Annotated in this window: 20 protein-coding genes and 1 pseudogene; 9 read left to right on the top strand and 12 right to left on the bottom strand. The window is 72.0% G+C overall.

Features of this window, described 5'->3' with window-relative positions; translation table 11 throughout:
- Nucleotides 1-15: 15 nt before the first annotated feature.
- The 3 genes from KGS77_RS32430 (at nt 16) to KGS77_RS32420 (ending at nt 2,729) form a co-directional block, all read left to right on the top strand.
- Nucleotides 16-1,056, top strand: coding sequence for a GSCFA domain-containing protein (locus KGS77_RS32430; protein ID WP_242587817.1), 1,041 nt, complete (start codon nt 16-18; stop codon nt 1,054-1,056).
- Complete coding sequence (locus KGS77_RS32425; RefSeq protein WP_242586839.1) at nt 1,019-1,774, top strand: hypothetical protein; 756 nt, start codon at nt 1,019-1,021, stop codon at nt 1,772-1,774. The genes KGS77_RS32430 and KGS77_RS32425 overlap by 38 nt, the downstream gene beginning before the upstream one ends.
- Nucleotides 1,775-1,856: 82 nt before the next feature.
- The gene (locus KGS77_RS32420; protein WP_242586837.1) at nt 1,857-2,729 is read left to right on the top strand and encodes a TauD/TfdA family dioxygenase; all 873 of its coding nucleotides are present in this window, start codon (nt 1,857-1,859) and stop codon (nt 2,727-2,729) included.
- Nucleotides 2,730-2,834: 105 nt separating this feature from the next.
- Here the strand turns inward: KGS77_RS32420 and KGS77_RS32415 are convergent, their stop codons facing one another.
- The 4 genes from KGS77_RS32415 to KGS77_RS32400 all read right to left on the bottom strand — a co-directional run bounded on the left by KGS77_RS32415 (nt 2,835) and on the right by KGS77_RS32400 (nt 8,804).
- Complete coding sequence (locus tag KGS77_RS32415; RefSeq protein ID WP_242586835.1) at nt 2,835-3,650, bottom strand: SpcZ; 816 nt, start codon at nt 3,648-3,650, stop codon at nt 2,835-2,837.
- A gap of 69 nt (nt 3,651-3,719) precedes the next feature.
- On the bottom strand, nt 3,720-5,339 hold the full coding sequence (locus KGS77_RS32410) for an MFS transporter (RefSeq protein WP_242586833.1): 1,620 nt from the start codon (nt 5,337-5,339) through the stop codon (nt 3,720-3,722).
- Nucleotides 5,279-7,327 (bottom strand): PEP/pyruvate-binding domain-containing protein, encoded by a 2,049-nt coding sequence (locus tag KGS77_RS32405; protein ID WP_242586830.1) that lies wholly within the window; start codon nt 7,325-7,327, stop codon nt 5,279-5,281. The genes KGS77_RS32410 and KGS77_RS32405 overlap by 61 nt, the downstream gene beginning before the upstream one ends.
- 103 nt (nt 7,328-7,430) lie before the next feature.
- A complete protein-coding gene (locus tag KGS77_RS32400) occupies nt 7,431-8,804 on the bottom strand; it encodes an ATP-grasp domain-containing protein (RefSeq protein ID WP_242586828.1) in 1,374 nt (457 codons plus the stop codon).
- Nucleotides 8,805-9,187: 383 nt separating this feature from the next.
- Between KGS77_RS32400 and KGS77_RS32395 the strand changes: the two genes are divergently transcribed.
- Together KGS77_RS32395 and KGS77_RS32390 are read left to right on the top strand one after the other, a co-directional pair.
- The gene (locus KGS77_RS32395) at nt 9,188-9,382 is read left to right on the top strand and encodes a hypothetical protein (protein ID WP_242586827.1); all 195 of its coding nucleotides are present in this window, start codon (nt 9,188-9,190) and stop codon (nt 9,380-9,382) included.
- Nucleotides 9,375-10,181, top strand: a pseudogene (locus KGS77_RS32390) (PAS domain-containing protein); the annotation flags it as partial. The gene KGS77_RS32395 and the pseudogene KGS77_RS32390, both read left to right, overlap by 8 nt.
- A 159-nt stretch (nt 10,182-10,340) precedes the next feature.
- On the opposite strand, the gene KGS77_RS32385 reads toward KGS77_RS32390, so the two are convergent.
- From KGS77_RS32385 to KGS77_RS32375, 3 genes are all read right to left on the bottom strand, one after another.
- Nucleotides 10,341-11,885 (bottom strand): UvrD-helicase domain-containing protein, encoded by a 1,545-nt coding sequence (locus KGS77_RS32385; RefSeq protein ID WP_242586825.1) that lies wholly within the window; start codon nt 11,883-11,885, stop codon nt 10,341-10,343.
- An 18-nt stretch (nt 11,886-11,903) separates the two neighbouring features.
- On the bottom strand, nt 11,904-12,383 hold the full coding sequence (locus KGS77_RS32380) for a nuclease-related domain-containing protein (protein WP_277994294.1): 480 nt from the start codon (nt 12,381-12,383) through the stop codon (nt 11,904-11,906).
- Between the two features lie 239 nt (nt 12,384-12,622).
- On the bottom strand, nt 12,623-13,045 hold the full coding sequence (locus KGS77_RS32375) for a YjbQ family protein (protein ID WP_242586820.1): 423 nt from the start codon (nt 13,043-13,045) through the stop codon (nt 12,623-12,625).
- A gap of 288 nt (nt 13,046-13,333) precedes the next feature.
- On the opposite strand from KGS77_RS32375, the gene KGS77_RS35130 reads away from it, so the two are divergent.
- Both KGS77_RS35130 and KGS77_RS35125 read left to right on the top strand, forming a co-directional pair.
- The gene (locus KGS77_RS35130) at nt 13,334-14,716 is read left to right on the top strand and encodes an ABC transporter ATP-binding protein (protein ID WP_347404555.1); all 1,383 of its coding nucleotides are present in this window, start codon (nt 13,334-13,336) and stop codon (nt 14,714-14,716) included.
- An 8-nt stretch (nt 14,717-14,724) separates the two neighbouring features.
- Nucleotides 14,725-15,321: an ABC transporter ATP-binding protein gene (locus KGS77_RS35125; protein WP_347404554.1), complete on the top strand. Its 597-nt coding sequence runs from the start codon at nt 14,725-14,727 to the stop codon at nt 15,319-15,321.
- 90 nt (nt 15,322-15,411) lie between these two features.
- Here the strand turns inward: KGS77_RS35125 and KGS77_RS32365 are convergent, their stop codons facing one another.
- The 5 genes from KGS77_RS32365 to KGS77_RS32345 all read right to left on the bottom strand — a co-directional run bounded on the left by KGS77_RS32365 (nt 15,412) and on the right by KGS77_RS32345 (nt 20,651).
- Nucleotides 15,412-16,314: a carbohydrate ABC transporter permease gene (locus KGS77_RS32365; RefSeq protein ID WP_242586818.1), complete on the bottom strand. Its 903-nt coding sequence runs from the start codon at nt 16,312-16,314 to the stop codon at nt 15,412-15,414.
- Complete coding sequence (locus KGS77_RS32360) at nt 16,311-17,195, bottom strand: sugar ABC transporter permease (protein WP_242586817.1); 885 nt, start codon at nt 17,193-17,195, stop codon at nt 16,311-16,313. The genes KGS77_RS32365 and KGS77_RS32360 overlap by 4 nt, the downstream gene beginning before the upstream one ends.
- A 92-nt stretch (nt 17,196-17,287) precedes the next feature.
- Nucleotides 17,288-18,628: an ABC transporter substrate-binding protein gene (locus KGS77_RS32355; RefSeq protein ID WP_242586815.1), complete on the bottom strand. Its 1,341-nt coding sequence runs from the start codon at nt 18,626-18,628 to the stop codon at nt 17,288-17,290.
- Between the two features lie 84 nt (nt 18,629-18,712).
- Entirely contained in the window at nt 18,713-19,528 is an 816-nt protein-coding gene (locus KGS77_RS32350; RefSeq protein ID WP_242586813.1) for a PfkB family carbohydrate kinase, read from the bottom strand.
- A 94-nt stretch (nt 19,529-19,622) separates the two neighbouring features.
- Nucleotides 19,623-20,651: an SIS domain-containing protein gene (locus tag KGS77_RS32345; RefSeq protein WP_242586811.1), complete on the bottom strand. Its 1,029-nt coding sequence runs from the start codon at nt 20,649-20,651 to the stop codon at nt 19,623-19,625.
- 174 nt (nt 20,652-20,825) lie between these two features.
- Here KGS77_RS32345 and KGS77_RS32340 point away from each other — a divergent pair, with 174 nt between their 5' ends.
- Together KGS77_RS32340 and KGS77_RS32335 are read left to right on the top strand one after the other, a co-directional pair.
- Nucleotides 20,826-22,025: a LacI family DNA-binding transcriptional regulator gene (locus tag KGS77_RS32340; protein ID WP_242586810.1), complete on the top strand. Its 1,200-nt coding sequence runs from the start codon at nt 20,826-20,828 to the stop codon at nt 22,023-22,025.
- 807 nt (nt 22,026-22,832) lie between these two features.
- Nucleotides 22,833-23,876 carry an acetylserotonin O-methyltransferase gene (locus tag KGS77_RS32335; RefSeq protein ID WP_242586808.1) on the top strand — a complete coding sequence of 348 codons (1,044 nt, stop codon included), beginning with the start codon at nt 22,833-22,835 and terminating at the stop codon, nt 23,874-23,876.
- Nucleotides 23,877-23,882 lie beyond the last annotated feature (6 nt).

Genomic DNA, 23,882 nt, shown 5'->3' with positions numbered 1-23,882 from the left:
AATCCTTACGAGTCGATGCCGCCCCGCGCCTTCTGGCGCTCCGCCGTGGCGGAGCTGGAGCAGACCATCGACGACCTGTGGACGCCCAAGTTCGCCATCGGGCAGGACGACCCGGTCCTGACCGCCGGGTCGTGCTTCGCGGCCCGCATCGGCACCACCCTTCTGGAAGCGGGCATGAACTGGCGGGACGCCGAGCCGGCTCCGCCGGGGCTGACCGAGGAGGAGCGCCGGGCCCGGCACTACGGCGAGTTCTCCTTCCGTACCGGCAACATCTACACCCCCGCCGTCCTGCGGCAGTGGCTGTCCTGGGCCCTGGGCCACAGCGTCCCGCCCGAGGAGTCCTGGTACGAGGACGGCCGCCACTTCGACCCCTTCCGCCCGGCCATCGAGCCGGAGGGGTACGGCTCGGCCGAGGAGATGCTGGCCGCGCGCCACACGACCCTGGCCGCGATCCGCTCCGCCGTCGCCGAGGCGGGCTGCCTGGTCTTCACCATGGGCCTGACCGAGGCATGGCAGGACCGGGACGGAGCGCAGCACGTCTACCCGGCCTGCCCCGGCACCGTACGCGGCACCTTCGACGCCCGGCGGCACGTCCTGCGCAACTTCACCTTCGGGGCGGCGTACGAGGACCTGTCGCAGGCCATCGCGCTGGCGCGGACCGCCAACCCCGGGCTGCGGGTGATCCTGACCGTCTCGCCGCAGCCGCTGACGGCCACCGCCACCGGCGACCACGCGCTGACGGCCAACACCTACACCAAGTCCGTACTGCGCGCGGTGGCCGGGCAACTGGCCCAGGAGCACGACCACATCGACTATTTCCCCGCGTACGAGATCGTCACCGGCATCCCCTTCAAGTCGGTGTTCTTCGGGCCGAACCTGCGCACGGTCACGCCGGAGGGCGTCGCCTTCGTCATGCGCCGCTTCACCACCGCGCTCGCCCGGCGCTCCGCCGCCGCGCCGCGGCCCGCCCGTACCGCCGCCACGCCCACCACGCCCGTCAAGGGAGAGGACTCCTTGTGTGAAGACGCCATCCTCGACTACTACAACGCCGGTTAGCACGGCACCGGTCAGTACGACAGCGGCAGCCGGTACTCCGGTCCCGGCCAGGTTCCTGCTGCTGGGCGACTCCCACGCCGGTCCCATCGGCCGGGCGGCGAAGGCGGCGGGCATCACGTTCTGCGGCGGGCCGGTCGGCGCCGGGCGCGAGTTCACCGCCGAGTTCTTCGACCCGGACGGACAGGACGTGGTCTTCCGCAAGCCGGAGGCGGACACGTACTACCGCGGTTTCCTGGACGAGCTGGGCGTCCGCGGGCTCGGCGAACTGGCGCGGCCCGGCGTCCCGCTGGTGTCGACCTTCGGTTTCGCCGCGCACTTCGTGGCCACCACCGAGAACTGGGACCTCTACCGCCGGCCCGGCGGCGGCTTCGTCCCCGGCTTCCTGGCCGGCGCGCTGTTCGAGGACCTGGTCCTGGCCGTGCTCCGCGGCGCGCTGGACTTCTACCGGCACGCCCGGGGCCTGGGCCTGCGGGTGCTGGCGGTGATGCCGCCGCAGCGGGTGCCGGGCCTGTCCGACCCCCTGGTCTTCATGGCGGCACAGGAGACCTTCCGGCGCGCGCTGAGCGCGCTGGGTGTCGAGGTCGTCGACCTGCGCGACCGGGTCACCGACGAGCACGGCTTCCAGCGCCCCGAGCTGTGCGAGGCCGACGACACCATCCACGGCAACCTGGCCTTCGGCCGGATCATCCTGGCCGATCTGCTGGCACGGGGGCTGTGAAGGGCCACCACGGCGGCGCCGCCGACCGGCGCCCGGCCACCGGCCCCGTACGGCCGGCACCACATCACTTCAGGAGGACGGAATGGACCAGTACGCGCTGGACGCCATCGAGCGCATCACCACCAGGCCGAAGGAGGTCTACGACACCATCGCCGTGGACCCGCTGACGCCGCTGCTCGGCGCCGAGGTGTCCGGCCTGGACCTGGCCGAGGAGCTGACGCAGGAGCAGGTCGCCGAGGTCCGGCGGGCTTTCCTGACCCACCATGTGCTGGTCTTCCGCGACCAGAAGATCACCGCCGAGGACCACAAGCGCTTCGCCCGCCATTTCGGCGAGCTGCACCCGGTCGCGCTGGCCCCCGAAGGCTCCGACCCGTTCGTCCTGGACATCAAGACCACCAAGGAGTCACGGGCGGTGGCCGGCAACGGCTGGCACGCCGACGGCACCGCCGATGCCGAGCCCTCGCTCGGCTCGATGCTGCACATCCTCCGTACGCCGGACACCGGAAGCGGCGGCGACACCCTGTTCGCCAACATGCACCTGGCCTACGAGATACTGTCCCCGGCCATGCGTGCCTTCCTCGACCCGCTGACCGCCGTCCACGACGGTCTGCTCCCCTGGATGGGCCAGACCCCGCCGCCGGAGTACGAGGTCCCCGTCAACGAGCACCCCGTCGTGGCCCGCCACCCCGAGACCGGCCGCAAGCTGCTGTTCGTCAACGGCGCGTACACCTCGCACATCCCGCAGCTCTCGCGCGCCGAGAGCAAGGCGGTGCTGGACATGCTCCACGACCATGTCGCCCGTACGCCGCTGCTGAACTGCCGCGTCCGCTGGGCGCCTAACACGCTGGTGTTCTGGGACAACCGCTGTGTCCAGCACCATGCGACATGGGACTACTACCCCCATGAGCGCTACGGCCGGCGGGTCGCCATCCGCGGTCACCGGCCCCGGGCCTGACTACGCACCCGATGTCTGTGCCCGGCGTACGGAGCCGCCGCCCTGGGGACAGGCCGGGGCGGCGGCCCGCCGGCCGGGGTCACAGGACACCGGCCGGTCCCGGTTTCAGCCCGCGGCCCCGGCCCGGGCCAGGCTGTCGGCCAGTCCGTCGGCGAGCCGCCCGTAAGCGGCCCGGCGCCGCCGGTCCTGCCCGCCCCGGTCCGCCGCCTCGTCCCGGTTGGCGTACGCCAGCGCGTACGCGTTCACGTACGCGAACGGGTAGGCGGTGGCATAGGCCCGCTCGTCCCCCGTGGCGTAGACCTGTGCCAGCGTCCGCGCGTGCGCGAGCGCGTTGGCGTCGGCGCTGGCGCGGGCGTTCGCCCCGGTGTTGAGCTTGGCGTAGTACTCGGCGAACTCGACGGCCTTGTCCTCCTCGTAGTCATTGGCCTGCGCGTAGGCGAGCGCGTTGGCGGACGCCGTGGCGAAGGCGTCGGCATAGGCGTAGGCGTGGTGGTAGACCTCGCGCAGCGCCGGGCCGAGCGCCTCTTGCCACTGGCTTTCCCCGACCGGCTGTCCCGCCAGCGCCCGTTCGTGCAGCAGCCGTACCGCCTCCTGGGCACCGGGCCCCTCGCCGCGCCGTACGCTCGCCTCCGCCAGCATCGGGGCGACCGTGCGCAGGTGCCAGTCGTGCACCACCGCGGCGAACGGCACCCGGCCGTCCAGGCGGCGCAGCTCGCCTTGTACGCGCTGTGCCCACGCCCGGGCCGCGGCCTCGTCCTGGCCTTCGTAGAGCGCGGTCACCATTTGCACCAGCCACGGCGGAAGATCCGCCCCGAGACTGTACGCCGGTCCGTCGTCGCCCGACGCGGCCAGCGCCATGCCGGCCTCGAACTGGGCAAGGAAGTATGCGAACGCCTCGGCGGCGGCCGGGGGACGGCTCATCTGCCTCTCTCCTGTTCCGACGGTACGGGGCGGTACGGGCGGTACCGACTGCGTACGCGACTTGCGTGACTACCGCGTCCTGCCTTCGGGGGGCTCTCCGGAGGAGTCCGCGAAGGGTCTTTCACCGTAACTCGCCGCGTCCTCGCGCACAGGATCAGCCGGAGTCGCCGAGGGCCGGTCCGCAGTTCCCGGCCCGGGGCCCTCGCCCCGTACCGCCGACGTACGCGCCATGTGCGCCGTATGTGCCGTACGCGCCGTACGGATCTCGCGCTCCGTACGGGCCGCCCGGCCGCGCCCGGAGCCCAGGCGGCGCAGCAGCAGGTGCAGGACGGTCATCACCACCGCGGTCGCCAGCGCGCTGTGCCACAGCAGCGCGTCCAGTCGGCCCGCCGAGAGGTAGGCCCCGACGGCCACCGCCACCAGCGCGCACACGCCCCGGTCCACGATGCTCTCCACGGACAGCAGCGTGGCGCGGGGGGCGTGCGCCGGGATCGCGTCGTTGACCAGCTTGCGCTGGACCGGGTACGCGAAGCCGGTGATCGCGGCGAACACGCACAGCAGTACGACCACGGTCCACGGCCCGCCGAGGGTGAGGGCGGCCAGGGTGCCGGCCAGCGCGAGGCTGAGCAGGGAGACCCAGGCCACCGGTGGCAGCTTGCGGCTGAGCCATTGGGGCCGCGCCGATGCCACCGCCTCGGCCACGGTCATGGCCGCCAGCACCCCGCCGTGCGAGGTCTCGCCGATGCCGTGGTCCAGCAGGATGGGCTGGAAGAGGTTCACCTGGCAGATGCGGGAGAGGGTGAAGACCGCCACGCCCTGCACCATGACCAGGGCGAGCCAGGGCGTGGCCCGTACGCAGCGCAGCGCGGCGCCCGCGTCGTGCCAGAACGCGGCCCGGCGCCGCCCTCCTGCCGCGCTGCCGCCCGTCGCGGGCTCCTTGTCCGGCCGGTTCCCCGGCCGGCCGTCCCCGTGGGCGCGGGCGAGCCGGGGCAGCGCGACCGCGCAGACCAGGGAGCCCGCCGCGCTCGCGGCGCTGAGCACGTACGGCGCCGGGTGGGCCAGGGCCATCAGCGGGCCCACCAGCGGCCAGCACACCACCTTCGCGGCCAGGCCCAGCGCGCGGGCGGTGCCCTCGGCCTTCAGGTAGTGGGCGTCGCACCCCTCGGCCCGCAGACCGTCGTAGAGGTAGGCGCTGGCGGCGCCCGAGGTCAGGGAGCGGCCCGCGGCGATGGCCAGGAAGTGGAGCAGGAAGCCCGGGTAGGAGGGGCTGAGGACCGGCGCCAGGTTGGCGGCGGTCATCACCACCGCCCCGGCCCGCAGGCAGTTGCGGGCGCCGATGCGGTCGGCCACCATCCCGGTCGGGATCTCGAACAGGCAGAACGCGACGTAGTAGACGCTCTGGATCCCGAAGATCTCCCCGTCCGAGAGCCCCGCCTCCCGCTGGTAGGCGTAGAACACCGGCATCCACCACAGCAGGTTGAACAGCAGTTGGAAGCCGTTGTTCAGACGGATGATCCGGCGGGCGGCGGGGGTGGGGAGCTGATCGGCGGGGCCACGCCGGGAGGCGGACCGCAGGCGCAGGACGGGCCACGGCCATGAAGCGGGCCGCGGCCGGGACGGCCGGCCGGTCACAGCGCGTACGGGCGGATCTGGACCAGCCGGAAGCCGCCCTCGCCGGTCATGAGCCATTCGATGTCCAGCGGGGCGTCCGGGTCGTCCTCGCTGAAGTGCGACTGGAGCAGCCGGCCGGTCAGGGCCAGGTCGGCCAGCCGGTTCCGGGTCGCGGCGGGCAGGTCCTGGCCCGAGGAGCCGAGCGCCACCGTACGGCCGCCGCCCTCGACGGTGTTGTACAGGTACTGCTGCGGCAGGGTGGTGCCGTCGACGACCGTTTCGGGGGAGCCCGGCGAGCAGTTGAGGTACACGTTGCGGAAGTCCTCGCGCCGGGTCGGGTCGCAGGTCACCAGGACGCCTCCGAGTTCGGCGGGGGCGTACTGCTGGATGATCACTCCCATGTACGTGTCGTCCAGGGAGATGCCGACCTGGTGGCGCAGCCGCACGCTGCGCGGCGACAGCAGCGAGGCCCACACCTGCCGTACCGCGTCCAGGAGTTCCTTCTCGCCGCGGACGGTGGTGACCGAGTCGTAGACCCCGGCCGCGGAGAATCCGGGCAGGTCCTCGGCGTTGGAGGAGGAGCGCACCACCAGGCGGCTGCCGGCGGCGAGCGGGGCGGGGAAGGCCTGGGTGATCTGCCGGGTCACGTCCTCGGGCATGGGGGTGTGGCGGATGACGTGCTGGAGGTGCAGACAGAGGGAGTCCAGTACCTCCACGGCGTCGAGTTCGAGCGCCATCTTCAGCTTTCCGATGGCCTGTTGGAGGGCGGGCGAGGACGTGAGGAAACGATTCTGTAGGGCGAACGGCAGGGCGACCCCGTCGGGCGCCGAGACGGTACGGGCCGCGAATTCGGCCGCCGCCTGCCGCAGTCGCTCCACGCCGGCGCCGCCGGTCCGCCCGGGGCCACCGTCACTGCCCGCGCCGTCGAGACCCAGACGGGCCGCGAGGTGGTGGTAGAGGTTCCGGCGGGGCGGCCTGGGCTTCCCGTAGAACGTGGTGAGATCGGCGGTGCGGCTGTCCAGGACGTGGTGCAGCTCCCCCAGGTTGGCCGCCTTGGTGCCGTAGCGGTCCCGGTCCGCGCGGCGCAGCCGGTGCAGCGACAGCGCCGGGGCGTCCTCCAGGAGCGGCGGCTCCAGCCGGATGCGCTGCTGGTGCCAGGCCGGCGCCTGGAGGACCGGGGCGCTCTCCAGCCGTATGAGGGTGATCTCCTCCTCCCGTACCCGGTAGCGCACCCACGCGCCGTCCAGGCCGTCGCGCTCGACGAGCCGTGGCAGGTCCCGGACGACGGCGTTGGGGATGCCCCAGCCGGAGGCGAGCACGTTGGTGTGCGAGAGCGGGGTGATGGGCGCGGTGTTGATGAACCCGGCCACCCGCGGCACGTCGTCCGGGAGGCAGTCCATGGCCACGATGTCCGACCAGCCGAGCCCGCCGGCGGCGGCCCGGTACTCCTCGGCCGTACGGAACCAGCGCAGCCGGCCGGTGGCCTCGCCGGGGTTGAGCGGCATCCGCGTCCGGTTCCCGAAGAGCTGGTGGCTCAGGATCCGCGGGACCCGCACCTCGCTGACCGCGGCCAGCTCCTGTTCCTGGCCGTGGTTGGCGGGCTTGAGCAGCAGCGGCAGCCGCCCGTCCACCCGGTGGCGCACGAAGGTGTAGAACTCCTCCAGCAGCGCGCCGTTCATGGTGTCGGCCTCGGTCGTCTCCAGGACGAGGAAGGGGCGTTCGCGGCCTTCGAGGTCCTCGTCGGTGTGCAGGGAGAGCACGCCCAGTAAGAAGCGCCGTTGGGGGTCGGTGTAGACCGAGGCGTTGAAGGCGTCCAGGCCCGCGTCCAGGGTCTCCAGGTCCATGCCCAGGATGCGGGTGGCGACGTAGTTGACGTGGAAGGGGTGGACGGCCGTGTCGAGCAGGTGCCAGGTGTCCTCGCAGCGGTCCACGACGACCTTCAGGTACGGGTGGCCGGCCAACACGCCGGAGAGGGTGCGGAACAGCGGCAGCGACAGGTTCTCGCCGATGACCGTACGGTCCGTGGCGGGTCCCGGCGTACCGGAGGGGAGCAGTGCGGTGGTCACCGGCCCACCGTCCTTTCCGGGAGCGCCGGCCGGGAGCTTCGGCCCGGGGACGCCGGCCGGATGCTTCCCGGACACGTCGGCCGGGTGCTGCAGGTACGTACGGTCATGAGCGGGCCTCCTCGGGCGAAGCGGCCGGAAGGACGCGCGGCAGGGCGTCCACCAGGGTCTGGAAGTCGGCGATGACGGTCTGCGGCGCGTCGGCGGACAGCAGGCACAGCGCCGCCATGGTGTTCGCGCCGGCGGCCGGGTCGTAGACCGGCACCACGGCGCCGTCGGGCAGGGAACTCTCGGCCACCACCGACAGCCGGCTGCCGTCGCTGAGCGGAACGCTCCGGGCGACCGTCGGGAAGTCCCACAGGCGCCGGTCCGGCCAGGGCTCGCCGGCGCCGTCGACGGCCAGGACGACCAGCGAACCGGCCGCGCCGCGCGCCTCCTGGGGCGTCAGGGCGCGCTCCGGCCAGTGGACCGGGCGTCCCAGGAGGTGGTCGACCAGCATGCCTATGAGGTCCAGGCCGAAGACCTCCTCGATCTGCGGTACGGTCATCGCGCCGCCGAACCGGGCCGCGGTCTCGATCACCCACATACGGCCGTCGGCACCGAGCTTGATCTCGGTGTGGGTGCCGCAGTTCGCCAGGCCCAGTGCGTCGACGGCGTCCCGGGCCAGGGCCACGACGCGCTCCTGGGCTCCGGCCGGGAGGGCCGCGGGGGTGATGCCCGCGCGTTCGGTGAACGGCGCCACCGTCGGCATCCGGCCGCTGAGGCACACGGGCCTGAAGACGCCGTCCACGACGGCCCCCTCGACGCTGACGTAGTCGCCCCAGCCCGGCTGGTCGAACCACTCCTGGGCCGAGCCCGTCACGATCTGCTCGATGAGGAAGTCCCCGCCGGCGCCGGGCACATGGAGCTCGGCGTAGCCCAGCCGCGCCGATTCGGCCATGACCTCGCGCGACCGCTCCCAGGCCCTGACCGCTTCCTGCGGGGAGCGGATGATCTGGTGTGCGGTGGAACCGGCGCTCCAGGCCGCCTTCAGCAGCAGCGGGTACGGCAGATCCGCCGCCGCGTCCCGCACCTCCTCCTCCGTTGCGACCGGACGGAAGCGGGGCTGGGGGATGCCCGCTTCCTGCCACGCGCGCCGCATCATCCGCTTGTCGCGGGCCAGCGCGCAGGAGCCGCCCGCCCCGGCGAGGCCGAGCTTCTCGCAGGCCTCGGCGACGGCCACGACCGCGTACTCGGAGAACGTCACGACCGCGTCCGCGCCCACGGCCTGGGCCCGGGAGACGATCAGCGACACCAGGTCGCGCCGCTCCGCCTCGTCGGGGACGTGCACCGAGGCGCACAGGTTCGCGGCCGGGGCGGCCACGGCGCCGGGAAGCGCGCTGAGCGCCAGCAGGTGCACCGCCGACCTCGCGGCGACCCGTGACAGGGCGTACCCCAGGGGCGGACCGCCCTTGGCATGCACGAACAGCACCTTGCTCACGGAAATCCAGCTCCTTCAGTCACTGATGGGCCGTCATACGACAGAAGCTGTGCGTCATAACGGCTGCCCGAACCCACTCAAGCGAATCAGCCGGCGCACGCCCGGATCGCCGTATCGGGCAGCGGGCGTTCAGGCAAATGCCTGAATTGCGAGTGCCGTTTGAAGAGTGTGAAGAACCTGTGACGGCGTAAGAGCACGCGGGAGCGAAGACAGCACAAAGCTACATACAGCGACTTAGAGATATATGACCCTCCTCGGCGGCGAACGGCCCCGGCCGAACGCCGTCAAAGAGGCCGAAGACCGGGCTTGCGCGACGAAGCGGAGGGAAACGCATCGCGGTGGCACACCGCACCGCGCGGTACGCATCCGGAGGAAAGGCCGCCGTGAACGACACCAGCCCCCATACCCTGCTCGACCACCTGCTCGACCACCTGCCCATGACCTGGTGGGAGACCGACGGGACCAACGAGGCCGACGGGCACCCGCAGCTCACCGACAGCGCCGGCCGAGGGGCCCTCGACGACGCCCGGACGGTACGGCGATTCCTGGACTTCGCCCCCCGCGGCCTTCATCCGTGACGGCACCGGCCGCTACCTGTGGACCAACCACGCCTACGCCCACCTGTACGGCACCACCCCCGGCCACATCATCGGCAAGCACATACAAGACTTCGACTCCCCCGCCGACGCGGCCCGGTTCCTGGCACTGGACCGGGAGATCCTCGCCCACCACAAGCCGGTACGGCACACCCTCACCTACCGCCGTCCCGACGGCACCGACGGATACGCGGCGGGCCACCGTTTCCCCGTACTGGAGGGCTCACAGACCTGCGTGGGCGGCATCTACGTGGACGTCACCGACGGCAGGCGCGCGCTGGACCAGCGCCGCCGGGCCGAGGAGCACCTGCACGCGCTGCGCGACCACAGCGGCCTGCCCTGCGCCCTGATCTCGGCGGGCGGACGCGTCCGGCAGGCGAACACCGCCACCGCCGAACTGCTCCACACCCGCCTCTCGGACCTCGTGGGCCGCCGCGTCCACACCCTGCTCGCCCCGTCCCCCGGCCCCGGCCGCCTGCTCAGCGGCTGGCAGGACCTCATCGCCCGCCGCAGCAGAAGACTGGAGACGGACGCGCTCCTGCTCGACGCCCGCGGCCGGCACCGCCGGGCCCGTCTGCACCTGACGACGGTGGGCGCCCACACGCCCCACACGACCCGCGCGACCGGCGTCTGGGCAGTCGTCACCCACCAGGGCATCGCCCATGACCCCCACCCGCCGCTCACCCCCTGCCAGATCCGCATCCTGTCCTTACTGGCCGCCGGGCGGACCAACGCGGAGATCGCCACCTCCCTGCGACTGTCCCGGCAGACCGTCGACTACCACCTCAGCCGTCTGCGCACCCTCCTGAACGCTCCTACCCGCCCGTCCCTGGTAGCCCGCGCCTACGCCCTGAACATCCTTTCCCCGGAACCTGGCCCCCACGCCCCTCCTGAACGGTCACCGCGTCCGCACGCCCCCGCCACCGGGGGTGTGCGGCGGCTACCGTTCCCCTCGGACACTGCCCAGCCACAGGACGTCACGGGCGCGGGTCATGGCGACAAAGAGCTGACTGCGGGCGAGTTCCTCGCGCTCCCGTACGGTCTCGGGCGCGTCAGCTCCTTGGGAGGACTGCGGGCCGGCCGTGTCGTGGCACGGCAGGAACACCCGCTTGAACTCAAGCCCCTTGGCGCGCCGGTAACTGCCGAGCTTCACGGCCGCAACCGTACGGCCGTCATAGTGCTCCAGCAGACACACGGGTACACCGGCCCCCAAGAGGAGGCGCTGATACCGCTCGATGGCCCGCATCGAAGGACACAGCACAGCGGTATCACCCCGCTCCGGCGCCGACAGCTCTCCCAGGGCGTCCAGCAAGGCCCGGTCGTGTTCGGCCACGCTCGGCCGTACGACGCGGTGCACCCGGCCGTCGCGGTGTGTCAGGTCGACGTCCCGGCGCCCGGAGGTGTAGCGCCCGTCGATGTCCTCGAAGGCGTCCTCGGCGACGACCGCGAGAGCCGCCTCCAGGATCTCCTTCCTGTTGCGGTAGTTGACGCGCAGCACCTGACCACGGCCACCACGGATGTCGATACCGGCGTCGGAGAGGCGGAAGCCCCCCGGGTAGACCGCCTGCTGGCAGTCCCCGATCAGCAGCAGCCCGTTGGGGGCGTCGCCCACCAGGGCGTGGAGCAGGCGTACTCCGACCAGCGTCAGATCCTGGACCTCGTCCACGATCACGGCGCTGTACGGTGCCAGGCCGGTGTCCTGGCGAGCCGCGGTCAGCGCCAGTGAGAGGACGTCGTTGAAGTCGTGCACCCCGCGCTCGTCGCGGAGGGACTCGTACGCCTCGTACAGGGCCCAGACCGCCTGCCGGTGAGGGCGCCGCAGATTCGCCCGGCGGCGGCGCCGGCGCACGGCGGCGTACTCCTCGAAGGAGGTGATGCCGCGGCCCTTGATGACATGGTCGATCTCCTCGTGCCAGTAACGCGGCACGGGGTCGATCTCGGTCAGGCAGCTCCCGCGGCCCACGCGCGTCCAGGCCAGGCTGAAGGCCGTCTCCGCCTTGTCGCCGTGCAGCCTGACCGGCACGCCGCGTTCATGGAGGAACTCCTGGGCCCAGGAATGCAGGCTGCGGAAGTCGACCCGGTCGGCCACGGCGGGAGACATGGTCTTCAAGAAAGTGTGCTGCACGCGGGGCAGGTTGTTGGCGTAAGTGACGTACAGGACCCGGCCGCTGTTGCGCCTGGCGAGGTGGGCGGCGCGGTGCAGACCGACGACCGTCTTGCCGGTACCGGCCGGGCCGCTGATCCGGGCGGGGCCCGCCCAGTTGCGCCGTACGAGCGCCACCTGATCCGGATCGAGGAAGGTCATCCACTGCTCGATCGGAGCCCGCATCGCCTCCTCGACGGCCGCTTCGCGCAGCCCGTCGAGATCGAAGAGCCCCTCGGGTTCCGGTTCCCGGGCCTGCGCGCGCTCGCGTGCCGTCTCCGTGACATCCGAACCCTCGTATTCGGGAAAGACCCGCCCGAGATGATCGGCGAGGGCACGCACCCCTTCTGGACGGAGCCGTCACGGTTCCCGCAGCAGGACCGGTCCGACCTGCCCCTCACCCAGCAGTCTGATGCGGCCCAGCTCGGCGTCGACCCGCCGGCCGGCGAAGACCATGAGCGGCTGGACGGCCACCGGGGACAGCCCCAGGGACGCCACCGCGCTCTCGGCCGTCTTCGTCACCGCCGTCAGCTTGCGCGCGCGGTCCTCCCGTGACTCGCCGCCGGCCCGCAGCACACCACCGGACACCTCCGGGGCGGCCCGCCAGTTCTTGACGTCGATGACGAAGACACCGCCCGGTCCGACCAGCAGCATGTCCACGTTCGCGGCACGGGTGTCCGGCCACCGCCGGTCGACGAGCAGCCGCCATCCCCGCTCGGTGAGCATCAGCAGATGGGCGGCCACGCTCCGCTCCCCCGCGCTAGGGCGTTTCTGATGGATCTCCGTGGAAGACGGAGCGGTGTGCGGTGCGTGCGCTCGGCGTGCGGTGTGAAGGGTCATGTGGCGGAGCCACCTGTCCCTTTGCGCCGTGCGGCGAGGGTGCGTGCCGGGCGTCGCGAGGCCGCGGAGATCCATCAGAAGCGCCCTAGCCGCCTCCCACCTGCCGGCCGCCCGCCACTGCTCCCGTAACAGCCGCTCCTGCCGCCGCGCCTCCCGCGCCCGCAGCGCCGCCGAACCACCCGCCACCATGCCTGCCGCCCCCTCGCACGTGGAGTGAGACGATCATAGGGCGCCCCGGGTCAGCCCAGGAAGCTCAGCCGGACCTTGCGGTTCGGGTTGTCCTTGTTGGTGTCCACCAGGCATACGGACTGCCATGTGCCAAGGGCCAGTTCTCCCCCGACCACGGGCAATGTGGCGTGGGGAGGCACCAGCGCCGGGAGCACGTGGTCACGGCCGTGGCCGGGGCTGCCGTGCTTGTGGCGCCAGCGGTCGTCCGCCGGAAGGAGATCGTGCAGGGCCGACAACAGGTCTTCGTCGCTGCCCGCGCCGGTCTCCAGGAGCGCCACTCCCATGGTGGCGTGTGGCGTGAAGACGTTCAGCAACCCGTCCCGGCCCCGGGCGACGTCCCGCAGGAAGGCCACGCAGTCCCGGGTCAGGTCGTGGACCGTCTCCTGCGAACCGGTCCGGACGTCGATTTCCCGTGTCGTGAAGCTCTCAGCCATGCATCGATCTTCCCAGACAGGACCGGAAAAACCTCATATGCGCGTCGCTGCCGGTCGTTCGGACAAGGGGGGAGCGCCCACGCCGGCGTCAGAGCAGGGGCCGGTTCCCGGCCGCCGGTTCTCATGTCGATGGTGCGGGTGGTGGCAGAGTCAGGCGTGGGGCTGTTCTGCCTGGTGGTGGGGGGAACGGCCCCGTACCGGTTGGCGGCGTCGGGCATATGCCGACGTGCGGTTGGGCACGGTCAACGACGACCGCGGTGGTCGACCGGACGGCGTACGGGGGCAGGGATGAAAGGGAAGAAGGGGAAGAAGGAGGGGGACGGAAGCGGGCTGGACGGTGGGGAGGAGGAGTACGTCGGTGCGTCGGAGCGGCTGCTTTTCGGGGGGCGGCTGCGGCTGGATCTGGCGTGGGTGCGGCATGAGAACGCCTTTCTCGACCTCGGGCTGAAAGCCATGGTGGCGCGGCTGCCGCATCTGCTCGCGCTGACCGCGCGGCTGGCCCGCAAGGCCGATGCCCGGGCGCTGCGCATGGTGGTGTGCGCCGAGGTGGGGCGGGGCCTGGCCCAGGCTGTGGGGATGGTGGCGGTCAACGGTGTGCTGGCGGCGCTGCTGTCGGTGGGGAGCACGACACAGCGGCTGCGGGACGCCGTGCCCGCGCTGGCCGTCGTGGGGGTGGCGGGGGTGGTCGGCGCGGTGCTGCGGGCGGTGTCCGTCCAGGGCACCGGGCGGCTGGAGCCCGCCGTGGAACGGGTCGCCACCGAGATCTATCTGGAGGCCGCCGCCAAGGTGGAGCTGTCCGCGATGGAGGATCCCGAGTTCCACCGGCGTCAGGAGTCGGCGCGGTTCGGGGCGTCATCGGCCCGGCGCATGATCCAGTACAGCTCATCGGTGATCAACGCCCTGCTTTCGCTGATTGCTTCGGCGGGCGTGCTGACGGTGCTGCATCCCGTACTGCTGCCGCTGATCGTGGCCATGACGCTGCCCAGCGCCTGGTCCACGCTGACCACCGCACGCCGCCGGTACATGAGCACCCGTGCCTGGTCCCAGCACGCCCGCACCGGCCGGCTCATCAGCGAGCTGCTGACCTCCACCCACGCCGCCGCCGAGATCCGGCTGCACGGCATCGCCGGCTTCCTGTTGCACCACTTCCGTGACATGTCCGAGGAGGCCGAGCGCGAGCAGGCCCGGCTGGCGCGGCTGGCCGCCCGTACCGGGCTGCTGGCCTCCGCCTTCACCGGTGTGGCGTACCTGATGACCTTCGGCGTGCTGGGGCTGCTGCTGTGGAGCGGCGCGATGGCGCTGTCGGTGGGAGGCACGGCCGTCATCGCCATCCGTACGGGTACGGGGTCGCTGGCCACCCTCGTACGCCAGATCAACTACCTCAACGAGGAGGCGCTGTTCGTCGGCGACCTGGAGCACGTGCAGACCGAGTCCCGGGCCCGCGCCATTCCTCTGACCGGGCGGGCGCTGCCCGACCGGATCGATGAGATCCGCTTCGAGAACGTGACGTTCAACTATCCGGGGGTGGAGGGCAAGTACGCGCTGCGCGGGGTGTCGCTGCGGATTCCGGCCGGTACGACCGTGGCGCTGGTGGGCCGCAACGGCTCGGGCAAGACCACCGTCGCCAAGCTGCTGGCCGGCCTCTACACCCCACCGAAGGCCGGATCCTGATCGGGGGCGTGCCCACCGCCGAGGCCGACCGGCACCAGTTGTTCAGCCGGATCGCCGGTGTCGCCCAGGACTTCCACCGCTGGCCCTTCACCGCGCGCGTCAACATCGCCATCGGGCGGTCCACCGAGCCCATCACCGACCGGTGGCTGCACGAGGCCGTACGGTACGCCAACGCCCGCGACCTGATCGAGGAGCTGCCGCGCGGCTGGGACACGCTGCTGGCCCGCGGCTACCAGGACGGCCACAGCCTCTCCGGCGGCCAGTGGCAGAAGCTCGGCATCGCCCGCGCCTACTACCGGCGCGGCGAGATCCTCGTGGTCGACGAGCCGACGGCCGCCCTGGACGCCGAGGCCGAGCAGGAGACGTTCGCCCAGATCCGGGAGCTGGCCGCGGACGGGCAGACCGTCGTACTGATCACCCACCGGCTGCACTCGGTCCGGCAGGCCGATCACATCTGTCTCATGGAGGGCGGCCGGGTGGCGGAGGAGGGTACCTTCGCCGAGCTGATGGACCCGGCGACGGCCCCCGACGGCCGCTTCCGCCGGATGTACGAGCTCCAGGCGCGGCAGTTCGCCGAGGGTGCGCCGGTGGCGAAGGAGGGGTGAGGGGCGGCCACCGGCGCGCGGTCGTCCGCCGGTCCTGCCGGTTGTCCGCCGGTCCTTCCTGTCCCGCCGGTTGTCCGCCGCTCCCGCCGGTCATTTGCCGATGCCTTCGGACAGCCCGCGGACGAAGTGCCGCTGGGCGACCAGGAAGACGACGATCATCGGCAGCGCCGCGATCGTCAGCCCCGCGAAGAGCATCGGCCAGTCGGAGTTGAGGCGGCCGGCCAGGTCGGCGAGCCCCACGGGCAGGGTCTTGAGGCGGTCGTCGGTGATGAAGACGAGCGCGAAGGCGTACTCGTTCCACGCGAACAGCGCCTGGAGGACGGCGGCGGACGCCAGGATCGGACGGGCCATCGGGACGACGATCCGCCAGAAGACCTGCCGGCGGCTCGCGCCGTCGATACGGGCCGCCTCCTCCACCTCGACCGGCTGGCCCAGCAGGTAGGCGCGGATGAGGAAGGTGGTGAAGGGCACCTTGAAGGCGGTGTAGAGGACGATCAGCGCCCAGTAGGTGTTGAAGATGTGCAGGGCCTGGAGCAGTTGGGACAGCGGGACCAGTGCCACGGTCGGCGAGAGCATCATCGCGCCCAGGACGAGCAGCAGGGCCGGCTGTGAGCAGGGGATGTCCAGCCGCGTCAGCCCGTAGGCGGCCCAGGCACTGATCAGGACGACGGCCACCACGCTGGCGGCGGTGACCAGCACGCTGTTGAGCAGATAGCCCAGGACGCCCTGGTTCCAGGCGTCGGCGTACGTCCCCCAGCGGGGGTGCGCGGGCAGGTCCCAGGGACTGGAGAAGATCTCCGCGTTCGCCTTCAGGCCGGACAGCGCCATCCAGCACAGCGGATAGATCACGGCGACGGCCAGCGCCGCCAGCGCGCAGTACGTCAGGACGCGCAGGAGGACCGTGCCGGGGCGGGCCGGGGCGCGCCGCGCGGGGGCACCGGCCGACGCGGGAGCCGGGGGCGTGGGCGCGGGCTTGCGCAGGGTGAGGGTCATACCGCGACCGCCTTCCGGCGCGAGTGGATGAGCTGGAGGATGCCGGCGGCGAAGGTGAGGAGGAACATCACCGTGCCGATGGCCGCGGCGTAACCCATGTCGTCGCCGGTGAAGGCGCTGGCGTACAGCCAGGTGCCCAGGACCTGACTGGAGTTGGAGGGGCCGCCGCCGGTCATGACCATCACCTCGTTGAAGACCAGGAACGCCTGGGAGACGGTGAGGATGACCAGCAGGGTCGTCATCTCGCGGACCATCGGTACGGTGACGGTGAAGAAGGTCCGCACCCGGCCGGCGCCGTCCACGGTGGCCGCCTCGTACAGCTCGCGCGGGATCCGCTGGATGGCGACCGTCAGCAGCATCGTGGTGTAGCCGAAGGACTGCCACTGGCTCATGCTGATGACGCCCCAGATCGACGTGGCGGTCTCCCCCAGCCAGTCGCGTGCCGCGCCGTCCAGGCCGACGGCCCGCAGCGCGTCGTTGACCAGTCCGGCGTCGGGCTGGTACAGGAACCGGAAGAGCAGGCCGGCGACGGTCATGGAGACGGCGGCCGGGATGAAGTAGACGGTGCGCAGCACGCCGCGCAGCCGGCGCCCGATGACCGCCTCCAGGACCGCGGCCAGGACGAGTGCCGCGCCGACCTGGAAGACCACCGAGGCCGCGGCGTAGCAGACGTTGTTGGACAGGGCCTTCCAGAAGACCGGGTCCTGGAGGGCTTGCCGGTAGTTCTCCAGGCCGACGTAGCGCGTCCCGGGCTGGAAGACGCTGAACTTGAACAGGCTCAGGCGGATGTTCTCCACGATCGGGTAGTAGACGAACAGCGCGATCAGGGCGAGAGCGGGGGCGGCGTACAGGGCGTGGCCGAAGCGGCGTCGCCTTTTCACGGTGTGGCACCTCCTTCGGGGGCTTGCTTCGGGGTTCCTTCGGGGGCGTGCTTCGGGGGCTGTTTCGCGGGTGCGGACCGAGTTCGGCGGGGTTATCGGCGTACGGCGAATCGGCGGGCGTTGTGGGCCCCTTGGCGTACCTGGTCCATGGCCTGTCCGGGCGTGGCGTCGCCGCCCAGGACGGCTTCGGCCGCTGCGAGATAGGGGTTGACGATCTTGTCGTCGGCACGGGTGTCCAGCCACAGGGCCAGGTCCCGGCCGGCCAGCGTGCGGTCCGCCTTGGCCAGGCCCTTGAGGCGGGCGGCGTCCGCGGTGCCCTTGACCGCGCTGAGCCAGCCGAGGTCGCGGACCACCTTGCGGGCCTGTTCGCGGCTGGTGAGGAACTTCAGGAAGTCGACGGCCAGGGCCTTGTTCGGGGAGGAGTTGGAGACCATGAGGCCGTCGGTGCCGCCCGCCACGGCGCCCGGCGAGCCGGCCCCCGAGGGAATCCCCGGCATGGGGAAGAAGTCCCAGTGCGCGGCGAACTGTGCCGGTGCGCCGCCGCGTTCACTCAGATAGGAGAATTCCAGGGTCTCCAGGTACTGCATCGCGGCCTTGCCGAAGAGCATGCGGGCCTGTGCGGACTCATGGCTGGTGCTGGTTCCTCCGGGGGCCATACAGCGTTCCTTGAGCTGCCGCAGGTCCTTCAGCGCCCGTTCGTAACCCGGATGGGTGAAGGCCGCGTCGCCGCCCTCGCCGTCGTAGTCCCGGGCCAGTACGGAGGCGGGCACCTCCATCGCGTTGAACTGGGTGAGCAGGTGCCCGGCGGGCCAGCCGTACTGGTTGCCGAAGGCGAGCGGGGTGTGCCCGGCCTTCTTGATGCGGTCGCAGGCGTCCAGCAGCTCGGGGAAGGTCCGCGGGGGTGCCGTGATCCCCGCCTCGGCGAAGATTCCGGTGTGGTACGCGAAGACCTTGGCGTCCCGGTTCAGCGGCACCCCGTACCGCCGCCCGCCGAAGGTGAAGGCGTCCAGCGCCTGGGCATCCAAGCGGCTGCCCCAACCGCCTTCCCGCATCGGCCCGGAGAGGTCCGCGGCGAGCCGGCCGTCGGCGAACTTGCGGGCGTAGCGGCCGGGCCAGGCGAAGTAGATGTCGGGCAGGTCGCGGGAGGCGGCCAGCACCGCGATGCGGTCCTTGTAGGGCTGGTCACCGACGGCCTGGAGGTCGATGGTGACCCCCGGATTGCGCTGCTCGTAGGCGCGCACCACGTCCTTGAAGTAGGGCGCGTACTCGGGGTCGGCCCATTTCTCCAGGATGGTGAGGTGTCCCTTGGGGCGTCCGTGGAGCGTGAAGTCGTCCGGGGTGACGCGTACGGGGGCCTGCCCGCAGCCGCTGACGAGGAGGGTCAGCAGGGCGGCGAGCAGCGCGCCGGCGACGGCGGCCGGGGTGCGGCGCATCGGCTCTCTCCTGGCGGGGAGGGGATCGGGAAAGGGAAGGGCAGGGCGGCACGGTGATCGCTCGGGAAGCGGGGTGCGGGACCGTCACAGGGGTGCGGAGGACGCCGGCGCCAGGGGGTGCCCGAAGGCTCCCGGCCGGGTGCAGACCTCGGCGGCGTACGCGGCGGCGCGGGCCGCGGCGTCCGCCAGGGTGCTGCCGTGGTGCAGGGCGACCAGCAGCGCGGCGGTGAAGGAGTCGCCGGCGCCCAGGGTGTCGGTGGCCCGGACGGGCGCGACGGGCTGGTGGTGGGTGGTGTCCCCGTACGACAGCAGCGCGCCGCGGGCGCCGCGGGTGACCACGGCCAGTTCCGGCCCCAGCTCGCGCACCCGCGCCAGGAGGTCCGCGGCCTCGGCGTCGTCCGCCTCGGGCCGGGAGAAGACGGCACTGTGCACGCAGGGCAGCAGGGGTTCGGCGTACGTCCAGGGGCGGTCGGAGAAGTCGAAGCTGACCGGGCAGACGGCGGCCAGCCGCGGCAACTGCCCCTCCATGGCGCTGCAGTCGCCGGTGTGCACCAGGTCGAAGCCGCGCAGCCACCGCAGGTCGGCCTCGTTCGGGGTGAAGAAGGAGACGCTCGGGTCGTAGTCGCCGAAGACGCGGTTCCCCTCCTGGTCCAGGTGGACGGTGGCGTAGGCGTTGGGGCCCTCGGCGATGCGGGCGCGCTCGGTGCCGACGCCCTCGGTGGCCAGCACGGCCCGTATGTGCCGGCCGGCCTCGTCGCTGCCGGTGACGCCGAGGTAGGCGGCCCGGGCCCCGCGGCGTGCCGCGTGCACGGCGACGTTCAGGGCGTTGCCGCCCGGGTACATCAGGCCGCGCTGGGGGTAGCGATCGACGACGTTGTCGCCGAGTCCGCAGATCCGCATTCCGCTGTCTCCTCCAGTTCGCTGCGGGTACGGGGCGGCCCGGTGCGGCGCCGCGCACCGGGCCGGTCTTCTGCCGCGTGGGCGGGGTCGGGGTTCAGTACTCGACGCGGAACATGTAGCGGCGCTGGTCCAGGTCGTGGCCGCGCACCGACTCGTAGTGGCGGGCCAGCCGGGTGACGAAGACGTCCAGGGCGATGGGGGTGATGTCGCCGCGTACGGCCTCGGGCACGCCGGGCAGGCTGAAGATCCGGGAGTCCACGTAGTGGGCCTTGCGCGTGTACGTGTCCAGGAACGTCTTGGCGCGCTCGGCCATCGGGCGGGTGGCGTCCTCGCCGAGGAAGAGGATGACCGGCTGGTCCTCGGTGACCATCTCGAAGGCGCCGTGGAAGAACTCGCCGGCGTGGAAGCTGCCGCCGTGCTTCCACTGCATCTCCATCAGGTAGCACATCGTGAAGCCGTAGCCCGCCCCGTAGTTGGGGCCGGCGGAGAGCACGTACGTCATGTCCTCGTCGGCGAGTGCGGTGGCGATGGAGTGGGCCAGTTCCTCGCCCTCCTCCTGCATGGTGTACAGCGCGTCGGGCAGCGCCTCGAACGCGGTGCGCAGGGCCGCGTAGTCGCCCTGCGCGCCGGTGAACTCCAGCAGCGCGTGGCCGAGCTGGCCGAACAGGACGCCCTTGGGCGCCACGACGGTGTCCTCGCTGCGGTAGGTGAGGGCGAGGTCGGCAGCCTGGGCGAGCGGGCTGTCGGCGTCGCGGCTGATGGCGGCGACCTTGGCGCCCGCGGAGCGTGCGTAGCGGGCCGCGGCCACGGTCTCCTTGGTGGTGCCGGTGTGCGAGGAGACCACGACCAGGGAGCCCTCGCCGAGCAGGGCGGGCCGGCGCAGGTTGAACTCGTCGCTGTTCATCTGGAAGACGGGGAAGGCGGCGCGGGTCTCCAAGAGGAAGTGCACGGGGTAGGAGGCGGTGAGCGAGCCGCCGCAGCCGATCAGGAAGACATTGCGCAGCCCGGCGTCGACGACCTCCTTGACGAAAGCGCGGGTGACGTCGTTCTGACTGAGGGCGAAGGCCACGGCCTCCTTGAAGTCCTCGGTGATGGGCTTGAGGGGCAGGGTTGCGGTGGTCACGCGGGTCCTCTCCGAGACGATCGTGGGGAACGTTCCCAACGTGCGCCGACGCGGCGGTTGGGAACGTTCTCACCGGCGGTGCTGGGAACCTTCCCATCACCGTTGTCGGGGCGTCAATACCTCGGCGGGAGCCGATGTTCCGGGCCGGGACGCAGCCGATAGCCTGGCCGGGCCATGACGACGAACCGACGCAGCCGCCCGAGCCGGCCCGCCACCATCCCCGACGTCGCCCGCGAGGCGGGCGTTTCGCGCTCGACCGCCTCCCGGGCCCTGGCCGACTACGGCTCCGTCAGTCCGGCGGCCCGCGAACGCGTCCGCGCCGCCGCCGAGAAGCTGGGTTACCGCGCCAACCAACTGGCCCGGTCCATGATCACCGGGCGTACCCACACCCTGGGCGCGGTGATCGCGGACATCCAGAACCCGTTCTTCGCGGGTGTCACCCGCGGTATCACCGACGCCGCCCGCGCGGCCGGCTACCAGGTCCTGCTGGCCAACACCGACGAGGACCCCGCCGCCGAGCGCGCCGCCGTCAAGATGCTCCGCGACAAACACGTCGACGGCCTGATCGTCGCCCCCGCCTCCACCACCGACACCGGCCACCTCGCTGCCGTCCACGCCGCCGGCTGCCCCGTCGTCCTCCTGGACCGGGACGCGCCCGGTCTGCGTACGGACTCCGTCACCATCGACAACCGCGGCGCGGCCCGGGACGCCGTCCGCCGGCTGCTCGCCGCGGGACACCGGCGGATCGCCCTGGTCGGCCTGGTCGGCGACGAGGACAGCGACCTCGACGCACCCGGCGACGGCCTCGGCGGCAACGGCAACAGCGGCTCCGGCGGCGATGACACCGACAGCACCGGCGACGCGCACGGCGCGACGGCGGACGGCGCCCCCACGGCCACCACTGCCCCCACAGCCCCCATCGACCGCGGCTCCACGGGTCTGGAGCGCATCGAGGGCTACCGCCTGGCGCTGCGCGCGGCAGGCATCGAGGACACCGGCACCTACCTGCGCAAAGGCGCCTTCCACCGCCAGGATCCGGCCGACCTGACCGCCGGCCTCCTCGCCCTGCCCGAACCGCCCACGGCGGTCCTGGCCACCGACAGCCTGATCGCACTGGGCGTGCTCTCCGCGGCCCGCGACCGCGGTCTGCGGGTCCCCGAGGACCTGTCGGTCGTCACCTTCGACGACACCGACTGGGCGCGAGCCCTGCGCCCACGGCTCAGCGTCGTCGCCCAGCCCGTCCAGGAACTCGGCGCCACAGCCGTACGGGCCCTGATCTCCCGCATCGAGGGCAGCACCCACGAACCGGAACACACCACCCTGCCCACCGAGTTCATCGACCGCGAGTCCATCGCCCCACCGCCACCGGCGTAGTCGCGGGACGGCCGGCGGCGCCACGGACGGGCGGCAGCCCGGACCGCTGCCGCCCCGCGGTACCTCCGGAACTCCAGCCTCCCGTCCTTCCGTTGAAGCAGTCGAACGGTTGACTGCCCATCGGGGGGCTTTCGCGGCGGGCCGGTGCCGGTCCGCGGGCGCTGCGTTACCACGGGGAGCAGGGGCTGCGCTGGAGGCAGGCATCGCCACACCGAGGCGCTGCCGCGCTGACGCGTCCCCTTATCCGGGGCCTTTGCTCGTGCCACCTTTTCACCGATCGCCCGGCGGCCCCCGCGTGCCCGCGCGCGGTGGCCCGTCCACGGACGCCAGAAGGACGGATGACAGCGGAGCCGAGGCCGATCGGGCACTGCCTCAAGGAAGCCGGCACACTGATCAGCCACGATTTCGGCCAGGCTTGGAAAGGTGCCGGGCCTGCCCCGCCGCCACCGGCAGATGCTCAACACCCGGAGGGGTGAGGGCTCGTAGGACGCCGATGTGCTGCGCGATCGGCTCTCTCCGTTCCGGGAGGCGCAGGACGTCGGCCCGAGGACGGTCGTGGACGACCTGCGGACACCAGGCTGGTCCGTAGGCCGTCGGGTGGCTGAAAGGTGTCCCTCGCGGCGCCGTCGCCTCCGGTTCGGGCAACGGTGGCGCTCTTCGTGTGTGACGGCGCTCCAGGGGTGGTAGTTGATCACGGATACGTGTGCGCGTTCGCGCCCGCACCCGTACGTGGACACGCGAACGGAGACCGACGGAGTGCGGACGGACGCGTGCCCTCGCCCACCGACCGACCACCGGAGGAACCAGATGCCGTCCCCGCAGCCCGCCGTGCCCGCCCTCTCCCCCTTGCCGCTGATGCACCTGGCCACCGGGTTCTGGGCGTTCAAGGCCCTGGCCTCGGCCAACGAGCTGGGACTGTTCGGGCTGCTGGACCGGATGGGGGGCGCCACGGTGGAGGAGTGCGCCGAGGAACTGGAGGTCAGCGCCCGGCCCGCGGGCATGCTGCTGACCGCCTGTACGGCTCTGGGTCTGCTGCAGCGCCGACCGGACCGGCGTTTCGTCAACTCCGCGCTGGCCGACGCCTACCTGGTGCCCGGACGTCCCTACCACTTCGGCGGCTGGGTACGCATGCTGGACCAGCGGCTGTACCCCGGATGGGGGAAGCTCACCGAGGCCGTACGGAACAACCGCCCCACCACCTGGGACCCCGAGACCCAGCCCCATCTGTTCAACACCGAGGACCCGGACCTGCTGTCCGTCTTCTGGGAGGCGATGCACGCCGTGTCCTCCTGGACCGCCCAGCGGCTCGGCTCGGTCGTGGACCTCGCCTCCCGCTCCCGGCTGCTGGACGTGGGCGGCGGCTCGGGCGCGTACGCCATCGAGCTGTGCCGCCGCCACCCGGATCTGCGGGCCACCGTCTACGACCTGCCGGGGGTGTGCCCGGCCGCGGCCCGCAACGCCGAGGCCGCCGGTCTCGCCGACCGCATCGCGACCTTCCCCGGCGACTTCCTGGCCGAGCCCGCGCTGCCCGGCGGCCACGACGTGATCGTGCTGTCGATGATCCTGCACGACTGGGACGAGGAGACCAACCGCACGCTGCTCGGCAAGTGCTACGCGGCGCTGCCGCCCGGCGGCGAGCTGGTGATCAGCGAGCTGATGGTCGACGACGACCTGACCGGCCCGGCCACGGCCGCCCTGATGAGCCTGAACATGCTGGTGGAGACCGAGGGCGGCCGGAACTACACGGCGGCCCAGTACGCGGACTGGCTCACCGACGCCGGGTTCACGCACACCCGCAAGGTCCCCATGGAGGCACCGGGCGCCAACGCGGCTCTTGTCGCCGTGAGATAACCGGCC

Source organism: Streptomyces sp. MST-110588 (assembly GCF_022695595.1).
Taxonomy (GTDB): Bacteria; Actinomycetota; Actinomycetes; order Streptomycetales; family Streptomycetaceae; genus Streptomyces.
This window is presented reverse-complemented; position numbering and strand designations above follow the sequence as displayed.

Bases quoted from the DNA above. Each gene is read 5' to 3' on its own strand.
- KGS77_RS32430 (WP_242587817.1), top strand. From the start codon at position 16: ATGCCGCCCCGCGCCTTCTGGCGCTCCGCCGTGGCGGAGCTGGAGCAG.
- KGS77_RS32335 (WP_242586808.1), top strand. From the start codon at position 22,833: ATGCCGTCCCCGCAGCCCGCCGTGCCCGCCCTCTCCCCCTTGCCGCTG.
- KGS77_RS32350 (WP_242586813.1), bottom strand. From the start codon at position 19,528: ATGCGGATCTGCGGACTCGGCGACAACGTCGTCGATCGCTACCCCCAG.
- KGS77_RS32340 (WP_242586810.1), top strand. From the start codon at position 20,826: ATGACGACGAACCGACGCAGCCGCCCGAGCCGGCCCGCCACCATCCCC.
- KGS77_RS32365 (WP_242586818.1), bottom strand. From the start codon at position 16,314: ATGACCCTCACCCTGCGCAAGCCCGCGCCCACGCCCCCGGCTCCCGCG.
- KGS77_RS32355 (WP_242586815.1), bottom strand. From the start codon at position 18,628: ATGCGCCGCACCCCGGCCGCCGTCGCCGGCGCGCTGCTCGCCGCCCTG.
- KGS77_RS32410 (WP_242586833.1), bottom strand. From the start codon at position 5,339: ATGGCTCATGACCGGCGAGGGCGGCTTCCGGCTGGTCCAGATCCGCCC.
- KGS77_RS32415 (WP_242586835.1), bottom strand. From the start codon at position 3,650: ATGAGCCGTCCCCCGGCCGCCGCCGAGGCGTTCGCATACTTCCTTGCC.
- KGS77_RS35130 (WP_347404555.1), top strand. From the start codon at position 13,334: ATGAAAGGGAAGAAGGGGAAGAAGGAGGGGGACGGAAGCGGGCTGGAC.
- KGS77_RS32380 (WP_277994294.1), bottom strand. From the start codon at position 12,383: ATGACCCTTCACACCGCACGCCGAGCGCACGCACCGCACACCGCTCCG.
- KGS77_RS32420 (WP_242586837.1), top strand. From the start codon at position 1,857: ATGGACCAGTACGCGCTGGACGCCATCGAGCGCATCACCACCAGGCCG.
- KGS77_RS32375 (WP_242586820.1), bottom strand. From the start codon at position 13,045: ATGGCTGAGAGCTTCACGACACGGGAAATCGACGTCCGGACCGGTTCG.